12 protein-coding genes are annotated in these 18,029 nt (G+C 52.0%); 3 read left to right on the top strand and 9 right to left on the bottom strand.

Annotated elements, in window-relative coordinates:
• The first annotated feature begins 222 nt into the window (after positions 1 to 222).
• The gene (locus K0I31_RS04680; protein ID WP_220080070.1) at positions 223 to 1,941 is read left to right on the top strand and encodes a methyl-accepting chemotaxis protein; all 1,719 of its coding nucleotides are present in this window, start codon (positions 223 to 225) and stop codon (positions 1,939 to 1,941) included.
• An 84-nt stretch (positions 1,942 to 2,025) separates the two neighbouring features.
• Here K0I31_RS04680 and K0I31_RS04685 read toward each other — a convergent pair whose 3' ends face one another.
• From K0I31_RS04685 to K0I31_RS04705, 5 genes are all read right to left on the bottom strand, one after another.
• Positions 2,026 to 4,905, bottom strand: a complete 2,880-nt coding sequence (locus K0I31_RS04685) for a valine--tRNA ligase (protein ID WP_220080071.1) — start codon at positions 4,903 to 4,905, stop codon at positions 2,026 to 2,028.
• A gap of 24 nt (positions 4,906 to 4,929) precedes the next feature.
• Entirely contained in the window at positions 4,930 to 5,391 is a 462-nt protein-coding gene (locus K0I31_RS04690) for a DNA polymerase III subunit chi (protein ID WP_144200916.1), read from the bottom strand.
• 542 nt (positions 5,392 to 5,933) lie between these two features.
• Entirely contained in the window at positions 5,934 to 6,323 is a 390-nt protein-coding gene (locus K0I31_RS04695; RefSeq protein ID WP_220080072.1) for a hypothetical protein, read from the bottom strand.
• Between the two features lie 23 nt (positions 6,324 to 6,346).
• Positions 6,347 to 7,030 carry a hypothetical protein gene (locus K0I31_RS04700; RefSeq protein ID WP_220080073.1) on the bottom strand — a complete coding sequence of 228 codons (684 nt, stop codon included), beginning with the start codon at positions 7,028 to 7,030 and terminating at the stop codon, positions 6,347 to 6,349.
• 108 nt (positions 7,031 to 7,138) lie between these two features.
• On the bottom strand, positions 7,139 to 7,852 hold the full coding sequence (locus K0I31_RS04705) for a hypothetical protein (RefSeq protein ID WP_220080074.1): 714 nt from the start codon (positions 7,850 to 7,852) through the stop codon (positions 7,139 to 7,141).
• An 860-nt stretch (positions 7,853 to 8,712) separates the two neighbouring features.
• Between K0I31_RS04705 and K0I31_RS04710 the strand changes: the two genes are divergently transcribed.
• Positions 8,713 to 10,521, top strand: a complete 1,809-nt coding sequence (locus K0I31_RS04710) for an amidohydrolase (RefSeq protein ID WP_220080075.1) — start codon at positions 8,713 to 8,715, stop codon at positions 10,519 to 10,521.
• Positions 10,522 to 11,302: 781 nt separating this feature from the next.
• Here K0I31_RS04710 and K0I31_RS04715 read toward each other — a convergent pair.
• From K0I31_RS04715 to amrB, 3 genes are all read right to left on the bottom strand, one after another.
• Positions 11,303 to 14,374, bottom strand: coding sequence for a putative Ig domain-containing protein (locus K0I31_RS04715; RefSeq protein WP_220080076.1), 3,072 nt, complete (start codon positions 14,372 to 14,374; stop codon positions 11,303 to 11,305).
• 405 nt (positions 14,375 to 14,779) lie between these two features.
• Positions 14,780 to 15,355: an AmmeMemoRadiSam system protein A gene (gene amrA, locus K0I31_RS04720; RefSeq protein ID WP_220080077.1), complete on the bottom strand. Its 576-nt coding sequence runs from the start codon at positions 15,353 to 15,355 to the stop codon at positions 14,780 to 14,782.
• Positions 15,333 to 16,133: an AmmeMemoRadiSam system protein B gene (amrB, locus tag K0I31_RS04725; protein WP_220080078.1), complete on the bottom strand. Its 801-nt coding sequence runs from the start codon at positions 16,131 to 16,133 to the stop codon at positions 15,333 to 15,335. Before amrB ends, amrA begins: the two co-directional genes overlap by 23 nt.
• 62 nt (positions 16,134 to 16,195) lie before the next feature.
• Here amrB and amrS point away from each other — a divergent pair, with 62 nt between their 5' ends.
• Positions 16,196 to 17,284, top strand: coding sequence for an AmmeMemoRadiSam system radical SAM enzyme (gene amrS / locus K0I31_RS04730; RefSeq protein ID WP_220080079.1), 1,089 nt, complete (start codon positions 16,196 to 16,198; stop codon positions 17,282 to 17,284).
• Between the two features lie 50 nt (positions 17,285 to 17,334).
• On the opposite strand, the gene K0I31_RS04735 is transcribed toward amrS, so the two are convergent.
• Positions 17,335 to 17,976 carry a class I SAM-dependent methyltransferase gene (locus K0I31_RS04735; RefSeq protein WP_258406574.1) on the bottom strand — a complete coding sequence of 214 codons (642 nt, stop codon included), beginning with the start codon at positions 17,974 to 17,976 and terminating at the stop codon, positions 17,335 to 17,337.
• Positions 17,977 to 18,029 lie beyond the last annotated feature (53 nt).

An 18,029-nucleotide genomic window follows, 5' to 3' on the forward strand; every position in this document is an offset into this window, starting at 1 on the left:
TACCACTAATTGGGTAAAGATATCTGCTGGCACTCTGCTGCAATAAGGGTTATTAGTTTAAGTATTATTAAGTTAACTATCTTTGCCCGATTCATCCGGCGTAAGTCTGGGGCGCAATTTTTGGTGGCCTAAATTAGGCCTGTGATTTTAGGTGCCATGGCTTTAGCAGCCGTGATGCCGCCTTGCCTAGATGCAATGAATTGGCAATAAAAGGAAGCGATTATGTCTGAATACAAACGCCAGGAGGCACATGAGATGACGGCAGCGTCCACCCAGGGAGCAGGCTTGATGGAGCGGATCAAGTCGGTAAGATTTCAATTAAAACTCAATATCTTCTTAATCATCTTCGCCTTCATCTTCCTCGGCTATAAGGGGATCACCGGTATGTTGGATGCGGGAGATGCCATAGGGGACCTCTACGGTCAGGGGATGCAGCATAGCATCCGGGCGGGTAAGGTGCTCAACGAGCTGGAGAAGGCCCGCAGCGGATTGCTGCTCGGCTTTCAGCATGATCCTGCCAATGCCTTTGCCGACATGCACAACCACCCCCTGAGCTTCCATATCGATGCCAGCCGCGCCTCGATTAAGACGTTGCACGACATCATAGATAATCAGATCTTGGCGTCGGATCTTGCCGATGATGAGCGCGCCGAGGTCAATCGCCTGGTGTCGCTTTTGGACAAGGTGACTCAGGAGGGCTTTAATCCCGCCATCCAGGCCTTGAGTCAGGGAGAATATAAACGCTCCAATCAGTTGCTGCTTGAGAAGATCAACCCGCTGTTTAAGGATATCACCGACCAGGCCCAGGCCTTCCTGGATATGCAGATCGCCGAGGCTAAGACTAGCTATCAGGCCTCACAGGAGACTGTCTCCCTCTACATCTGGCTGGTGGCCATCTTCTCCGGCGTCGCCATGCTTGCCATCAGTGTCAGCTCGGTATTTATCATTCGGCGGGTGAGCCTGTCTGTGGTGCAGCTGGAAGAGACGGCGGTGGATATTGCCGCTGGCGATCTCACCAAGCGTATTCGCCTCGGCGGCCACGATGAATTTGCCCATATCGCAGAGCATGTGAATCGCATCGCAAGTGATTTCCAGCAGGCGGTGACCAATACCCACGCCTCGACCTCACGCCTGGCCAGCGCGGCGGAAGAGAATGCCGTGGTATCGACTCAGACCCAGCGCAATGTGCTGGACCAACAGCAGCAGACTCAGCTGATCGCCACCGCCATCCATGAGTTTACCGCCACTGTGCGTGAGGTAGCCCAGAGCGCTGCCTCGGCCGCTACCGCTTCCCAGGATGCCAACGGCGCCGCTCACGGCGCCCAGGGCGTGGTGGATGAGAGTATCGCCGTGATTGAGGCGCTGGCCCAGGAGCTGAGTCGGGCCAGCGAGGCGATGACACTACTAGCCCAGCATTCCAATGAAATTGGCACTGTGGTGGACGTCATTCAGGCGATCTCCGAGCAGACCAACCTGCTGGCGCTCAACGCGGCCATCGAGGCGGCGCGGGCGGGCGAGCAGGGCAGGGGCTTTGCCGTGGTGGCCGACGAGGTGCGCTCTCTGGCCAAACGTACCCAGGATTCCACCGAGGAGATCCAGAAGATGATCCAGCGTCTGCAACAGGGGGCGCGGGACTCGATGCAGATGATGCAGAGCGGGACAGAGCAGGTGAAACTCAGCGTGGATAAGTCGCTTATGGTGCGCGATGCCCTGCAGCAGATCTTAAACAGCATAGAGGAGATCAACGCCCTCAACGCCCAGATAGCCACAGCCTCGGAGGAGCAGAGCTCGGTTACCGAGGAAATTAACATCAATATCACCAACATCAGCGAGATCTCGGATCAAACCGCCGAGGGCGCCAGACAGAGTAGCGATGCCACCGAGGATCTGGCCAGGCTGGCGGAATCCATGGAGGCGGATATCGCCCACTATAAGGTCTAGCTGAGGCGTTAAACGGCCCGGAAGAAAATCGCGGGTAAGAAAAAAGGCAGTCAACTGACTGCCTTTTTAGTATCTCAAACCGGATTAGCCTTCCAGCTTAGCCAGCTCGGATTTCTGCTCGCCTAGCTTGTCCATATCCCGTTGGAACTCAGCTAGCTTGGCGCGCTCCTTCTCGATAACCGCTTCCGGCGCCTTGGCCACGAAGCCCTGGTTATTGAGCTTGCCTTCGATACGCTTAGCTTCACCAACTAGCTTTTCAAGCTGCTTGTCGATACGCGCCATCTCGGCGGCCACATCGATAAGGCCTGCCATAGGGATCAGCAGCTCCATCTCGCCAACCAACTGAGTGGTCGACATAGGCGCAGTTTCACCGTCGGCCAGAATCGTCATCGACTCCAGCTTGGCCAGGGTGGCGAAGAAGGTCTGGTTTGCTTCGACGCGAGCCTTGTCTTGCGCGCTGACGCTGCGTAGCAGGGCATTGAGCGGCTTGCTTGGGGCGATATTCAGCTCGGCGCGGATGTTACGCACGGCAACGATCACCTGCTTAACCCACTCGAGATCCGCCATGGCGGCTTCATCTACCTTGTCCGCCTGATATACAGGGAACTCGGCCAGCATCAGGGTGTCACCCTCAACGCCCGCCAGCGGCTTAACGCGCTGCCAGATGGTCTCTGTCAGGTATGGCATCATAGGATGCAGCAGACGTTGCATGGCTTCCAGTACCGTCACTAGGGTGTGACGGGTACCGCGCTGCTCGGCCTCGGTGCCGTTTTGCAGTACCGGCTTGGTCAGCTCCAGATACCAGTCACAGAACTGGTTCCAGGTGAACTCGTATAGCGTGTTGGCCGCCAGGTCGAAACGGTAGTTTTCCATGTGCTCGTCAAACGCCTTAACCGTCTGGTTAAACAGGCCGACGATCCAGCGATCCGCCAGTGACAGCTGCATCTCGCCGTCAGCTTTTCCGTTTGGCGATTGCGGGCCACAATCTTGCTCTTCGGTGTTCATCAACACATAGCGCGACGCGTTCCAGATCTTGTTACAGAAGCTGCGGTAACCGTCCAGACGCTTCATGTCCCAGTTAATGTCACGGCCGGTAGAGGCCATGGCTGCCAGGGTGAAACGCAGGGCGTCGGTGCCGTGGGCCTCGATGCCATCGGCAAACTCTTTACGGGTGCTCTTCTCGATCTTGGCTGCCAGCTGAGGCTGCATCATGTTGCCGGTGCGCTTCTCAACCAGGGCTTCGAGATCGATACCGTCGATCATATCCAGCGGATCTAGTACGTTACCCTTAGACTTGGACATCTTGTTGCCCTGCTCGTCACGGATAAGGCCGGTCACATAGACCGTCTTGAACGGTACCTGCGGCTTGCCGTCTTCGTCTTTGATGAAGTGCATGGTCATCATGATCATGCGCGCCACCCAGAAGAAGATGATATCGAAACCTGTCACCAACACATCGGTCGGGTGGAAGGTCTTGAGGGCCTCGGTATCGTCTGGCCAGCCTAGGGTTGAGAAGGTCCACAGCGCAGAGCTGAACCAGGTATCCAGTACGTCTGGGTCTTGGCGCAGCACCACTGAATCGTCCAGGTTATGCTTGGCGCGCACTTCGGCCTCGTCGCGGCCGACATACACCTTACCGGCCTCGTCGTACCAGGCCGGGATACGGTGACCCCACCACAGCTGACGCGAGATACACCAGTCTTGAATGTCGCGCATCCAAGAGAAGTACATGTTTTCATATTGCTGCGGCACAAACTTGATGTCGCCATTCTCAACTGCTTCGATAGCCGTCTTGGCCATAGGGGCCACGGCCACATACCATTGGTCTGTCAGTAGGGGCTCGATCACTACGCCAGAGCGGTCGCCATAAGGCACCTTGAGGGCGTGTGGGTCAATCTTGCCAAGCAGGCCGAGTGACTCGAACTCGTCGACGATGGCGGTACGGGCCTTGAAACGGTCCATGCCGGCGAAGCGCTCTGGCAGGCTACCGTCGAGCTCATTGTTGGCGGTGCCGTCTGAGTTGACGACTTCTGCCTGGCTGCGGATGGCCGCGTCTATGGTCAGAATGTTGAACATAGGCAGGTTGTGACGCTTACCTACCTCATAGTCGTTGAAGTCGTGAGCCGGGGTGATCTTCACACAGCCGGTACCGAACTCCATGTCCACATAGTCGTCGGCGACGATAGGGATACGACGGTTAACGATTGGCAGCAGGATGAACTTGCCGATCAGCGACTGATAGCGCTCATCGTCTGGGTGCACCGCAACCGCGCTGTCGCCCAGCATGGTTTCTGGACGCGTGGTAGCCACTTCAAGGTAGTCTTTACCGTCGGCTGTAAGCGCGCCGTCGGCCAGCGGGTAGCGGAAGTGCCACATGCTGCCCTGTTTCTCTTTGTTCTCGACTTCGAGATCTGAAATCGCTGTGTGTAGCTTAGGATCCCAGTTAACCAGACGCTTACCACGGTAGATGAGGTCGTCGTTGTACAGGCGCACAAACACCTCTTGTACCGCGGCCGACATGCCTTCATCCATGGTGAAGCGTTCACGATCCCAATCGACCGAGGCGCCCAGGCGGCGCAGCTGCTTGGTGATGGTGCCACCAGATTGGTTTTTCCAGTCCCAGATACGGTCGATAAAGGTCTCACGGCCCAGGTCGTGACGGCTCTTGCCCTCTTCGGCCTCTACCTTGCGCTCCACCAACATCTGGGTGGCGATACCCGCGTGGTCGGTACCTACCTGCCACAGGGTGTTCTTGCCCTTCATGCGCTGGTAACGGATCAGGGTATCCATGATGGTGTCTTGGAAGGCATGACCCATGTGCAGGCTACCGGTCACGTTTGGCGGCGGGATCATGATGCAGTAATTGCCGTTCGACTCATCGCCGTGGGGCTTAAAGTATCCTTTCTCTTCCCAGTTCTGGTACAGAGCCTGTTCGATTGACTGTGGGTTGTATGTCTTTTCCATAGGAGCGTGTGCTTCTCAAACTAATTAATTTGGTTGTTGGGTCGTCAGGGGGATCCCTAACTCGCGATACTGGCGATAACGATCGCGCGCGGTCGCTTTCATGGCAGCATCGTTGGCAACGAAGTCGATAATCTGGCCAAAGTTTACCGCAAATTGCGGCGCTTGGTCTGCAAGATTAATCAGAAGGTGACGATTTTTATTTGGGCCCAATTTATCGAAGCCTATCTCCACCGGCGCGCCACCCGTCGGCCCTTCGCCCTTGAGGTTATGGGGCACAAATGCGCTGGGTTCAAATTGCCATAAAATTTCGTCAACTTCATAGGCCTGCTGCTGGTCGTTGCAGTGGATATACACCAGCTGTTGACCACGATACGCCTGCTCGGCGAGTCGGCAGGCGAAAAGATAGACACTCTCTTGCTCCGCCTTGGCAACATGGGTTGCGGCAGAACTGGCTTGTGGCATCAAGTAAAACAAGGCGTTAGGCATTATTTGGCTCTATGTCGCTCGTGTCTGGCTAGGCGTTGACGAAAGAGAGGATTTTACACTAAAAGTGAGTTGTTAAACCAGAGGGGGAGGGGATTTGTCGAATAACAAATTGGGTAATATTTTCGTGGTAGCGGTTAACTTTGATTGGTGTTTACCAGTTACTGGTAGCGTTAACCTTTATTTCAACCTATCACCTGCGGTGGGCTCATGTGTAAGCATCGCTTTTGGCCCAGTGAGAGAATGAGTTACTTCATTTTATTGTTTAAGCATCGCCCGATTTAGGTACTTGGATAGGCGGTTTTGAACCATAGCCTTATGGTTAATCAATTGCTTGGCAGCAGGCCTTTCGTGCAAACATTCTTTTGGCACGCAGCAAGTCCGTCCATGGATGCTCTGCGAAATCATCCATGATTTCGAAGGCCAAAAGCATGTTTACACCGAGTTATCTATCTCTTCGATTTGACCTTGTGAGCAGGTCTAGCCGTAAAATCATTATGGGAATGAGTATTTGTTGAATGTTTACTCTGCCCCCACTAATTTTATTAGCTGTGCGCAACGTGCTTGCCTTTGATTTCAATTTTGAACTCTGTGGCATATACCTGCCATTGGGCCCATGGTACCCGATTAAGGAAACCACCAAAATCAAAAAGCACCCCATTAAACCCCAAATTGGTGATTTCATCTAAGGGCCGCTCCGGTGATGGATGAGGCTTACCTTCGATGTTGTTATACCAGAACAACGCCACCTCTTTCGACACATTGCCAAGGTGCAATACCCCCTGATCAATGATCCAATCAGTATCGCTGGATTCAGCGTGCTCTTTGCTCATGAAGGCACCTTCGAACTCAATTGAAATTGAACTATCGCCTCTAGTAATCTTAATCACTGCGGCATCATGAAAGCTAAATTTATCGAATTCTGATGTGATCATAATTTTACAGCTAACTTCTGACTTCAGCGGGCAGCCGCAGGCTGTCCGCTGGAAGGATTTGTTAGGGCTGGCCGCAGTGTCGCGTGCAACATTGAAATGGTTTTTTCGTGTTTGTCTTTCCAGGTCCCGCACGAAGCGGCTTCCCCTGGACCAGCATCAGAGAACGCCATCATCACTCGCTCTGCCCACCCGCCACGAAATGCAAACCAATTGAATGACGCGATTTCTCGACCAGTTGATATTTCAATCACACTCGTTCGCGTTTTGAAAAAGTACGTCGAATCTTGTCTAGGACCATCCTGTAACAAGTAGGATGCTTTGGGAATTACCTTCTTTTTGACCTGAACCTGACCAGATACTGGGTCTGGTTCTGCTCTTTCAAACATCCAAGGTGCATCCTTGTAGGCGTAGCCGCCTTCAACGAATTGATATCCATAGTAAGACGGGGAATCTGGAAATACACCGTATCCGACGCCGATTCCTTCAACCCCCTGAATTGACTCCAGCACCACCACAGAGCCTTGCTGGCTACACTTTGATTTCAACACCGCGCGACCAGCCACGGCATCGACAAAGGGCAGTATCACCAGCAGCAAGGAAACCGCGAGAGCTGCTAAGAGTGGCAAATTGCGGTATGCCCATTTTCCGATAGCGCTAGCTAACCAGATATACGCAACGAAAACGAGTAGTAGACCAAGTCCGCCCATAGAGCCCTAACGCTTGCCTAACCGGCGCGAAATAGCAGGCTAAAATTAGCGACGAAGGAGCGCAAGCCTGCTGTTTTGCGTCCTTTGGTTTAGGCACTTGTTATAATTTTATTTTCGATTAAACCTTTGCAACATTACATCAAAGTCGACTACTGAGGTACCTGCAGATGTCGACGATAGATTCATAGACCTTGCCGATTCATTTACAACCCAGCTAGCACCACCTTTAGGTAATTGTGTTGAATAAAATTCGTAAATTTTGCGATAACCATACTTTGTCTCAAGCTCCGATATTACCGCCATAATATGATTATAAACGACCTTACCGAACCCAATAGCTTCATCTACTGGTGGAATATATCCTTTATGGATTACCTTATTTCTAAAACCTCGATCTTTGCTACTTAGTTCTGGTGGTAATTCACCAAGTGATGATAAGTAAAGGTACGTAAAGGCACCAAGTTGACGTTCTGATTGATTTGAAATTGTCTTCCACGCTTGGTCTGATAACTCTGATGTAATATTGGCATTCTGCATTTGGAATTTAATAAAGAACTCATAAAATCGCTCTAACGAGCTAGCAAACGACGATACTGACTCTCTTGTATAACCGTCACTTAAAGCATTCATACCCAAGTCATACAAAATTTCGTATTTTGCTGCACTCAACACTACCGAATACTCGTGACCTTTAGGACACCTGATTTCATGCACTCCGCTATCATGAAGCATATGGGGTGTCAGTCTAAAACTAAGAGACTGCCTTCCAGTACTATCGAATGCTTCTTGCATACAGTAAGGGCAAACATGATTTATCTGCACGAGGAGCCTCCCAAATTATAACAATTTATTAGTGAGACCTTGCAAGGTATTCTACCTTGTAAGGTAGGAGACCAAGCATGTAAATAAACGGGGCAGAGTAAACTTTTTAAGGGAGTAGATTGGCGCATGATGGTTGGCTTTTTCATTCCCTGAATGGCGTGGTCGATGTTTGATTCGATTTGGCCTAGCTCTGTCCTTGATTGGTAATACTTTAATGTATACGGTTGGTTGTAATCAACATGTTATGTCACATATTTGCCTGTTTTCTCTTGAAAATTAATAGATTTTATCAGGGATGATTCAGTGAGGTTAAATCGAAGAGATATTAGATATCGGGTGTAGATACGCCGGTGAGCTTCCGAAACAGGGATGTTTCGGCAGAGCCTACACGGACGTATTCACGGCGTCTCACAGGTGTATCTGCACCCTCCCCCGCCGGGCAGGCGTTAGGTTACAGCGAAGGTGCGACCTTCAAATCCACTAAACCAATGATAGTGACGCTCAGTGATACCAATCTAAATAGGGAATATTAAACCTTGAGGTGTTGTCACATATCCCCGCCGGGCAGACGTTAGATTGCCATTAAGGTGCGACCTTCAATTTCACTTAGCCAATAGCCACAACGCTATGCACTAACCTTCAGTTTCTGACATTAACCACAATGTCCTCCATTCCCGCTGGGTAGGCGGTTAGGTTAAATCGAAGGGCGTTGTTGAATTGACGGCTTTGTTGACGGGAGGGGGAGGTGAACTACACTTTTTAGGTACAGTTTCAGGTGAAGCGTAAACATAAAATTATAACGTTAAATCATGTGGTTAGTTAACGTGTCAATTAGCGTGTTAGCAAGCAATGCCCCTGTTATGGCGGGCATCAGTGTGATGCTTGAGTGCCTCACCCTACTAAATACCAATGAGGTCACTATGTTACTCAAGAAGATGATGATTAGCCTGCTTGTTCTTTCGGCCACTGTGTTAGTAGGCTGCGCAACCAAGAATCCGCCACAAGGCCTTGAGGCCAATGTCATGCAAGCCGACATGGTGTTCACCAATGGCAAGATCTACACAGTCGATGCCAGCAACTCCTGGGCCGAGGCAATTGCCATCAAGGGCGACAAGATAGTCTATGTAGGCAGCAATGAGGGAGCCGCGCCCTACGTGGGGAAGTCGACACAGGCAGTCGATCTTGCGGGTAAATTGATGTTACCAGGTTTCGTTGAGGGGCACTTTCATACCACCACCCAAGGGATCATATTGCATGGCCCGGATCTACAGACTGACTCCATGGAGGATATGTTGGCCAAGCTAAAGGCCTATGCCGATGAGAATCCTGAGCTTAACTTTATCAATGGCTGGGGCGTTCGCCCCAACACCTATGGCCCTGGGGAGCCGACGGCGTCCATGCTCGATGCCGTGATACCCGACCGACCCGTTTATCTATGGCAGGTGGATGGTCATTCCGCCTGGGTAAATACCAAGGCGATGGAGATGGCGGGCCTGAACAAGGATACGCCGGATACTGTGCCAGGGGTCTCCTACTTCGAGCGTGATAAGGAGGGCAACCCTACTGGTTATATCGTCGAGGTACCGGCGCAAGTTCAGATATTTAAGCATTTTGTCACTATCAATGATGCCTATATTCGCGAGGGGATGGCAACTTGGTTTCCTGAATATACCAAGGCGGGTATTACCGCCGTCCATGACTTTGGTTGGGCCGGGGTGGACCAGGATACCGCCATAGGCATTCTCAAAGATTTCGAGCAAGACGGCAGGCTAACGATTCGGGTATACGGCAGCTTCTATTGGAACGATGCCAGTATAGACCCTGTCCCCATCGCCAAGAAAATGCGCGATGAGAATCAGACGGGGCTGGTGCAGGTGAGCGCCCTTAAGATCAACATGGATGGAGACGATGATAAATACAGTACTCTGTTGGTCGATGGATATGCCGATGACCCTAAGGCAAGTCCTCCACCTGTGATCCCTTTCGATGTGATTAACGATGCCGCCGTGCGGGCTGATAAAGAGAAGCTAAATCTTATCTGCCACTGCTTCGGTGACATGGCGGTGCGTAAGTTTCTTGATGCGGTCGAGCTGGCGAAAAACAGCAACCCTGAGTGGAAGCGGCGCGCGGTGGCGTCCCATGCCATCTTAGTGCATCCCGATGACTATCCGCGTTTCAAGGCTCTTGATGCCACCTATGACACTACGGGTCAATGGATGGCGCTCGATCCATACACTGGGGTGATAACGCCCCAACGAATTGGCGAGGACCGGATGCAGCGACTCTTCCCCATCAAGGCAATACTCGAAGCCGGCGGTAACGTGTCGCTGGGCTCGGATTTCCCAGCGGCATCTTATGTGGCAGATTTTAGACCACTCAATGCCATCACCCAGGCGGTGACCCGGCAGATGCTGGGCGAGCCGGATATGTCAATCCTAGGCGGTGAACAGATGCGCCTCACGGTTGCTCAAGCAATCCGCGCCAATACCTATGGCGCTGCCTACGGCATAGGTAAGGAACAACTCTTGGGGTCACTGGAGACCGGAAAGCTGGCGGATCTTATCGTGCTGGATCAGAACCTGTTCGAGATAGACCCACACGAGATCTATAAGGCTAAGGTGCTGCTCACCATCATGGATGGTAAGGTGAGGTATAGAGACGGCATTTAGTTTCTTAGATAGCTCGTATCAATGCGCTCCCTATCGATAGCAATGAAGCTAAATCGAAGAGACGTTGGATACCGAGTGTAGATACGCCGGTGAGCTTCGAAAGCAGGGCCGAAAATGTTCCCGACATTTTTCGGCATTCCCTCCATCCGTGGAGGTCAGATGTCATCGACGAGCCTACAGGGAAGACTCTCGATATAAAGAGTTGGCGTGTAGCAGATGTATCTGCACATAAGCGCACCGCAGGTGATAGGTTGCCATGAAGGTACGGCCTTCAAATTCCCCGCAAATACAATTGTGGCCAAATCTTCCTCATCAATGGGCACCCAATGAGGTCAAATCGAAGAGACGTTAGATACCGAGTGTAAGCACACTTTTGGCTCTCGGCGGCATGGACGCCGCCGTGAAGCCTCCAGGGATGGAACCTCGGCGTGCCAAAAGAGTGCTTGCACAACCCCCGCCGGGCAGGCGATAGATTGCCATGAAGGTTCGACCTTCAAATCCACTTAGCTAATGACCGCGACGTTAACTGCTAACACTGATTTTTTCTCACATTAATTACAATGTGCCTCCCTTCCCGAATAGGCAATTCGCTAGATGCTAACCCCACGCCAACTGCTGCTTGGCCAAAGCCGCGCCGCTAGGTGTAAATCCCCAGCCGCGTATTGCAGCAAAAAAAATCCCCCGGGGTGGTGGGGGACTTGGGTGCCATTCAATCGTGGCAAAGGGAGCGCCTCTAACCTGATGAGTGTCTTGCCATCGAGCTAAAGGCCAAGGTTAACCATTAATGGAATTTTCTGCGGATGGCTAATGGGAGGAGCAGCAAGACCAGGTACCCCAGGCTACCGCCACCTGAACTCTCTTCTTTGACCTCGATTGAGAGGTTTGCGCTAGTGCTCAGTCCCATGGTGTCGGTAGCCGTGACCACTACGCTTGATTTACCCGTGACCTTGCTGCTACCGCTAAGTTGGCCTTGTGCACTCAGACTGATACCCGATGGTAGGCCAATGGCTGAGAAGCTAAGGGCATGACCATCCGCATCGGCAAATGCGCTAGCTAAATCGCGAGTGACCGCTTCGCCAGCTTTGAGTGACACCGCACCTAGGCCAGAAGCTGTTGGGGCTGAATTCACCTGGACGGTAGCAGACACAGAGGCTTTGGCACCTAAGGTGTCTGTAACTGTGGCGAGTACCTGATGTTCACCTGCCTGGGTGAGTTGCCCGTAAGCCATGCCGAGGGCATTCACCTCAAGCGCCGAGCCTTCATCCTTTGTAAAGCTGAAGTCTTGGCCCTCTGAATCGCTTACCGCATCGGCGAGGTTAAAGGTGATGTTCTCTCCTGGATTGATCCAATAGGTGTCTATGGCTTCAACGACTGGTGCCCTGTTAGCCAAGAAAGGCAAGCTTATGCTGAGTGTCATGTCATTACTGTCGGTCACCAGGATATCGAGTTCACCCGAGTCATGGCTTGTCGTGTCATAGGTGAGCACGCCCGACTCAGTTAGCTCGGCATCAGAAGGCAGGTTGGCAGAACTAAAGATGAGTTGATCATCATTGTCGGCGTCAAATACAAACTCGCTGATATTACGTTCGACTTTCTCACCTTCATTCGCTAGTAGGGGAAAGAGCGCAGAGGTCAAAACGGGGCTGGTCGCGAGATCGGCACGCATTAGTATGTTGGTGGAGTAATTAATGTTCGCGTTAAAGATCAGGTTTTGTTTTACCGAGTCGCCATAGGCTATCTTGCTGGTATTTAAGCCTGACACACCTAAATCCTCAGCCATGATGCTCTCTAGCTTTTTCCAGGCGCCGCTCTGTCTGTCGATAGCATAGCTGTTCAGACTATTATAATTGGCGTTTACGACGTAATCTTCAGATATGAAGGTTAAGTCATTGGAATAAAGCCCTGAAACAAAAGAGGTCGACATAAATGACAGGCTGAGATCGTCATTGATCTTATAACTCGATACTGCGGAGTCGTTTATAAAATAGATGTTCTTGCCGTTTGTGATGATCACTGCGTCGTTGGGGACCGAACCCGAAAGATCTATGCCATCTCCAAGATCGACGTCCTTGTTAGCTACATCGACATCGACATCGACGAAATAGAATTTAGCGTTTTCTCTGTCCCAGACATAGGGTTTTCCGTCGACGAAGCCTATGCTCCTATAGTAGTAATAGGTGTTAAAGAGGGCTGAGTCTAAGGTGTCGATAAAGGTTGGATTATTGTCCGCATCCAGGCTAAAAAATGCATAGCCGCCATCTTGTGACAGAAATGCCGCGACTCCACTGCTCGGGTCAAACTGGGCAGAATTGTTGTTACTTTGGTAGTAAAATGGATTTCCCGATACGGTCAGTGGTTTCACCTCTGTCGAAATGACCCCTTTATCATCGACCTTAAGGGCCATAAAGCGGTCATTTTGCGAACTCGGTGTAAAGTTAAAATATCTCCCCGCGAGGAGTATGTTATTGCCTTTAACGACGACCCTATCTATGAACGGCGATGCATTAATATCGAAACCCAATTGTTCCCATGTCGTAGAATAGAGTGGGGTTTGAGCGCTTGCGTCGGCGAGCATTGAATAGATGCCTTGTCTATCAATAGCAACAATGATATCGAGTGACTCGATAAAGGCGATTTGGGTTCTTGAATTACCAAATATTGGCATATTTTGTTGACCATCGGCGAGGGTATCTTTTTTGACAAAGTCATAAGCCGTGGAGCTGTTGGCAAAGAGTTCGGCCTTTTCATTCATCATTCTCCAGCCGAGTCCATCTGCGATTGCCAGTTGATTCAAATAGACACTGGTGGTGACTGTGTCTTCCAGTGAAAAAGAGGGTGAAGTACCGCCATTAAAGCGATAAATTTTGGCAAGATTATTACTTTGCTGAACAAATAACTTGCCGTCAATTAACCTGACTGACTTACTGCTTACATAGGTATTGAAAGTATTGTAGGTAGAATCACTGTAGCTGGTCGTTAACGTGTTATTGGTTTCATCTAAGTGGTAGACGTTAATATTACCACTCTCAGTGATAAATATATTCTTGGTATTAGGATCGAATTGGATGTAATCAATATTTTGGTAGGTGCCGCTCAGTGGAAGTCGGGCAATTTCGGTTGCCGATCCATTTATTGAGTCGATTTTGAGTGCAATTAATGCCGAGGTCGAGTCATAGGGACTGCCTTGGCCAAAAATGAGCAAAGTCTGGTTGGCTTCATCATATTCAACTCCTTCCACTCTTGAGGGGAGTTTATCGCTTTTGACCAGTATTAAAGGGCTAAGCTCGCCAGTAACTTTATCTCTCTTCGCAATAGATAGATTTCTTTGATAGCTACTCCACATAAAGAGATAGTTTCCATCGTCAGAGATCTGGCTCTGGGTACCATAATCGATAGACTGAGTACCTATGCTGGTATAGGTAAACTTGGTTTGCCACTCTTTATTCTCAGAATCTAAGGTCATCACCTCGATCTGATAGATATTGTCTTTTCTTTTCTTTAAATACATAAACTTAGCATCAGGACTCAAAGAGATATTGTCGCGGTTGCTATAGTAGTCCTCTTCACCGATGCTTTGCTTACCCATATAGCTTATGGTGTTGTCATCCTTTGCAAAAAAAGTATGCAAGTAATGATCGTCTATGCCTACTGCTAGCTTATTCGATGCATAGAATTGATAAATGTCATGAATATGACCTTCATTAACTATGCCTGTATTTTCAACGGCCAGTGCATGCTGCATATTTTCGGTGATAGCCGCCGTTTGAGCTTCGCTATAGACAACGCCGTAAGATTGAAATGAAGACAGTAGGCCGAGAGCAGCCAACCAACAGAGAGGTTTAGTGGTGATCATATGGGGCAACATCCATTTAAAGTAAAAATTCCTAAAGCACACCCAAAGTCATTGTGCTATTTATTCGCCGCTTATATTAGCGTTAGCGATTATTTTGAGCATTTCGCTTTATTGAATTAGTTGAGGAAATGAACAGAATAATTGAGCGAGAAAAATACATACTTATAAACAAAAGTGCAACATTTTTAATTAAACTTGTTAACTTTAGTATTAGCTTAATTGTATTCGAAGGTGAGTTCGATATGTGCCAAATGCCCTTGTTGCTGGATCTGCAATCGAACTTATTAAATTATCATCGCTCTGATTGGTTGAATTTTGTACACGCCAAAGAGGGATAGAAATTTATAAGTAATAAGGAAAGTCGAGAAAGTCTGAAAGGTGTGAAAACTAAACATTGGAGAGCATTCAATCCTTCACCACCTGAGTGGTAAACCTCTGCAGCGTGATGGTGTCACGCCAATAATCTTGGGGCCAGCCGCCTTTCTGTTTGAGGGCGGCGACGAAGTCCTTGGGATCTGACAGGCTCTGCCATACCGAGGGCAGAAACAGGGCGCGGTGGTGGCCATCATCCATGAGTAGGCCGTCGATGTTGGGACGCAGGCTGGAGCGCAAGGCCGCTTCCCCCTGGTTTACCATAGGCGTAAGCGGCGAGAGGATAGAGATATCTAAGGTGAGCGACTCGCGCTCTTCACTCCGCAGTGGGGCGAAGCGGCGATCCTTAAAGGCGGCGCCATAGGCGTTTTCGCAGGCGCACAGCCACAGGGGCTCACAGGCATCTACCCGGCCGATACAGCCCCTGAGTTCACCGGAAGAGTGTAGGGTGACGAAACAGGCGGCGGGGGTGAGCAGGGCCTCACTCTCGGGAGCCTCTGGTAGCGTCAATCCACCCTGTGTTAACCCGGCATCTATCACCTGCCACACTAGATCCAGCAGGCAGGCCTTGTCGCTGGCGGTCAGTTCAATAGAGGGCGAAGCTGGCATAGCCGACCACCTCCTCATCATCCCGCGGGCGGCGGGCCTGGGCGCGCGCGGTCACGTCCCCCGAGTTAGTGTGGGTAACGCATTTTATTCTCCAATTCATTAGCTTGGCATAGGCCAGCAGGCCGTTGAGGGCGTGACAGCCACAGGCCTGTTCCGGCGCCAGGTGTGGGTCGAGTGCCAGTATGTGGCTACGGGTGTCTGTGTCTATCCGGTTGGCATCCAGGTAGGGGTGATAGTGGCTGAGATCGCTGCTGACCACGATCAGGGTATCGCTATCGGCGACCGCCTGGATCAGCTGGCACACGGCCTCAGGGCTGGCGCCGCCCACCACCACGGGCAGCAGGATGAAGTCGTCCAGACAGAATTGCAGTAGCGGCAGTTCCACCTCCAGGGCGTGTTCTCTCTGATGGGCCATGTCGGAGGTGATGGCGAGACGGCGGTTGAGCAGCAGCTCTATGCCTACTCTGTCGATGGGGATCTCACCCAAGGGGGTGATGAAACTGTCGCTGCGGGGCAGGGCGCAGCCGTTGAGGCCCACATAGTGGCTGGGGCCTAACAGGACGACGCGCCGATAGCCGTCTGGGCGGTTGCGCAGCAGGTTTACCGCCTTGGCGGCCACCTCGCCGGAATAGAGATAACCGGCGTGGGGCAGAATGAGGGCCTTAGGGATAAGTTGAACGCTGGGAGCCTGGCCGAAATAGTGGGTAAGTTGCTGTGTGAGTAGTCCTGGTTCGGCCGGATAGAATCGCCCGGCGACGGCGGCTTGTCGGTACTTCATCTCTCTCCCCTAGCAGGGCGTCAACTATACTTTCAGTGTAGGTCAACGACAGGCAAACTCCCATGTTAACTGCACCACCGGCATACTTTCCGACCCAATATTGGCATGCCCTGGACGACGGGCGGGTGTGCTGCGACGTCTGCCCGCGCAAGTGCACATTGCGCGAGGGCAAACGCGGCGCCTGCTTCGTGCGCATGCACCATCAAGGCGAGATAGTGCTGACCAGCTATGGTCGCTCCTCGGGTTTCTGTATCGACCCTATCGAGAAGAAGCCGCTGAACCATTTCTACCCCGGCTCAAGCGTGCTGAGTTTCGGCACCGCCGGGTGCAACCTGAGCTGTCTCTTCTGTCAAAACTGGGACATGAGTAAGTCGCGCCAGATGGATACCCTGTGTGACAGCGCCATGCCTGACGAGTTGGCGGCTACCGCCCGTCGCCATGGCTGCAAGAGCATCGCCTTTACCTATAACGATCCTGTGGTGTTCATGGAATACGCCATCGATGCAGCCCAGGCGGCCCATGAGCTGGGGCTCAAGAGCGTGGCGGTGAGCGCGGGTTATATCTGTGAGGCACCCAGAATTGAGTTTTATCGCTATATGGACGCGGCCAATATCGATCTCAAGGCCTTTAGCGAGTCGTTTTATCACAAGATCTGTCACGGCCAGCTGCAACCTGTGCTGGAGACCCTGCTCTATCTCAAGCATGAGACCCAGGTATGGTTTGAGATAACTACATTGTTGATCCCCGGCGAGAACGACAGCGATGAGGAGCTCAATGCCATGTGTCAGTGGCTGGTGGAAAACCTGGGGCCAGATGTGCCGCTGCATTTCAGCGCCTTTCACCCCGACTTTAAGTTGCTGGACAGGCTGCCGACACCGCTGAGCACGCAGCAAAGGGCGCGGCGCATCGCCCTCAACCACGGCCTGCATTATGTCTATTGCGGCAACGTACATGACCCAGATTCCGACGCCACCTACTGTGTTAGCTGCCACAAACGCCTGATCGAGCGTGACTGGTATCAGCTCGGGCAGTATGCGCTGGATGAGCAGGGTGCCTGCCGATACTGCGGCGCGCCGCTGCCGGGACGCTTCGCCAGGGTGCGGGAGGATTTCGGCGCACGGCGGATCGCTGTGCGGATCCATCACGACTGAGGTGAATGGTTGAGATGATGCTTGTGGCTTGCTTGCGGCTTAGCTGGGGCTTAGGGCTCAGATGGGGCTAAGGGCTTTCGCGCCACACCGCGAATCGTCGGCCTGGCCAGGGGCATCGCCTTGCGCATGCTCTCCCGGGTGATCGACTCTATCTCGAAGCCCGCGCGGCGGATCTGCGCCTCCGTCTCGCGGTTGAGGTGGCAATTGCCGGCGATACGGCGCCAGATGAAGTTGAGCCTATCTTGCCAGCGGCGCCGCCTGGTACCCTTTTCTGCCGCGACATGCTCGAGAAACAGCAGGCGACCACCGGGTTTGAGTACCCGCCAGATCTCCGCCAGGGTCCCCGGCAGGTCATGGACCGTGCAGCACACCAGAGAGACAAACACCCAGTCGAAGCTTGAATCCTCACTGTCGATGGACTCTGCCGGGCAGTCCAGCAGGGTGATATGGCTATCTGTCAGTTCGGCGACGGCCTTCTCCAAGAGGCGCATCATGTCGATGTCGGGCTCAGTGAGCACCAGCTCCAGATCTGTGCGTTTCGGATAGAGGGGTAGGCTGGCACCGGTACCGGCGCCAATTTCCAGCACCCGGCCGCTGACCTGGCTAAGTAAGTTCCGGCGCCAGTCTATGAGACAGGCCTGCTCGGGCCCGCGCATGAAGCTGTCGTAACAATAGGCGATGATACGTGACATATCGGCCTCCCGTTCACACGCCGCGCCCACAGGCTCACGGCGGCATATGATGA

The sequence above is a fragment of the Shewanella spartinae genome (genome assembly GCF_019457555.1).
Classification (GTDB): Bacteria; Pseudomonadota; Gammaproteobacteria; order Enterobacterales; family Shewanellaceae; genus Shewanella; species Shewanella loihica.

Coding starts and splice junctions, on each gene's coding strand:
- K0I31_RS04680 (WP_220080070.1), top strand. CDS start 223: ATGTCTGAATACAAACGCCAGGAGGCACATGAGATGACGGCAGCGTCC.
- K0I31_RS04685 (WP_220080071.1), bottom strand. CDS start 4,905: ATGGAAAAGACATACAACCCACAGTCAATCGAACAGGCTCTGTACCAG.
- K0I31_RS04690 (WP_144200916.1), bottom strand. CDS start 5,391: ATGCCTAACGCCTTGTTTTACTTGATGCCACAAGCCAGTTCTGCCGCA.
- K0I31_RS04695 (WP_220080072.1), bottom strand. CDS start 6,323: ATGATCACATCAGAATTCGATAAATTTAGCTTTCATGATGCCGCAGTG.
- K0I31_RS04700 (WP_220080073.1), bottom strand. CDS start 7,030: ATGGGCGGACTTGGTCTACTACTCGTTTTCGTTGCGTATATCTGGTTA.
- K0I31_RS04710 (WP_220080075.1), top strand. CDS start 8,713: ATGGCGGGCATCAGTGTGATGCTTGAGTGCCTCACCCTACTAAATACC.
- K0I31_RS04715 (WP_220080076.1), bottom strand. CDS start 14,374: ATGATCACCACTAAACCTCTCTGTTGGTTGGCTGCTCTCGGCCTACTG.
- amrA (WP_220080077.1), bottom strand. CDS start 15,355: ATGCCAGCTTCGCCCTCTATTGAACTGACCGCCAGCGACAAGGCCTGC.
- amrB (WP_220080078.1), bottom strand. CDS start 16,133: ATGAAGTACCGACAAGCCGCCGTCGCCGGGCGATTCTATCCGGCCGAA.
- amrS (WP_220080079.1), top strand. CDS start 16,196: ATGTTAACTGCACCACCGGCATACTTTCCGACCCAATATTGGCATGCC.
- K0I31_RS04735 (WP_258406574.1), bottom strand. CDS start 17,976: ATGTCACGTATCATCGCCTATTGTTACGACAGCTTCATGCGCGGGCCC.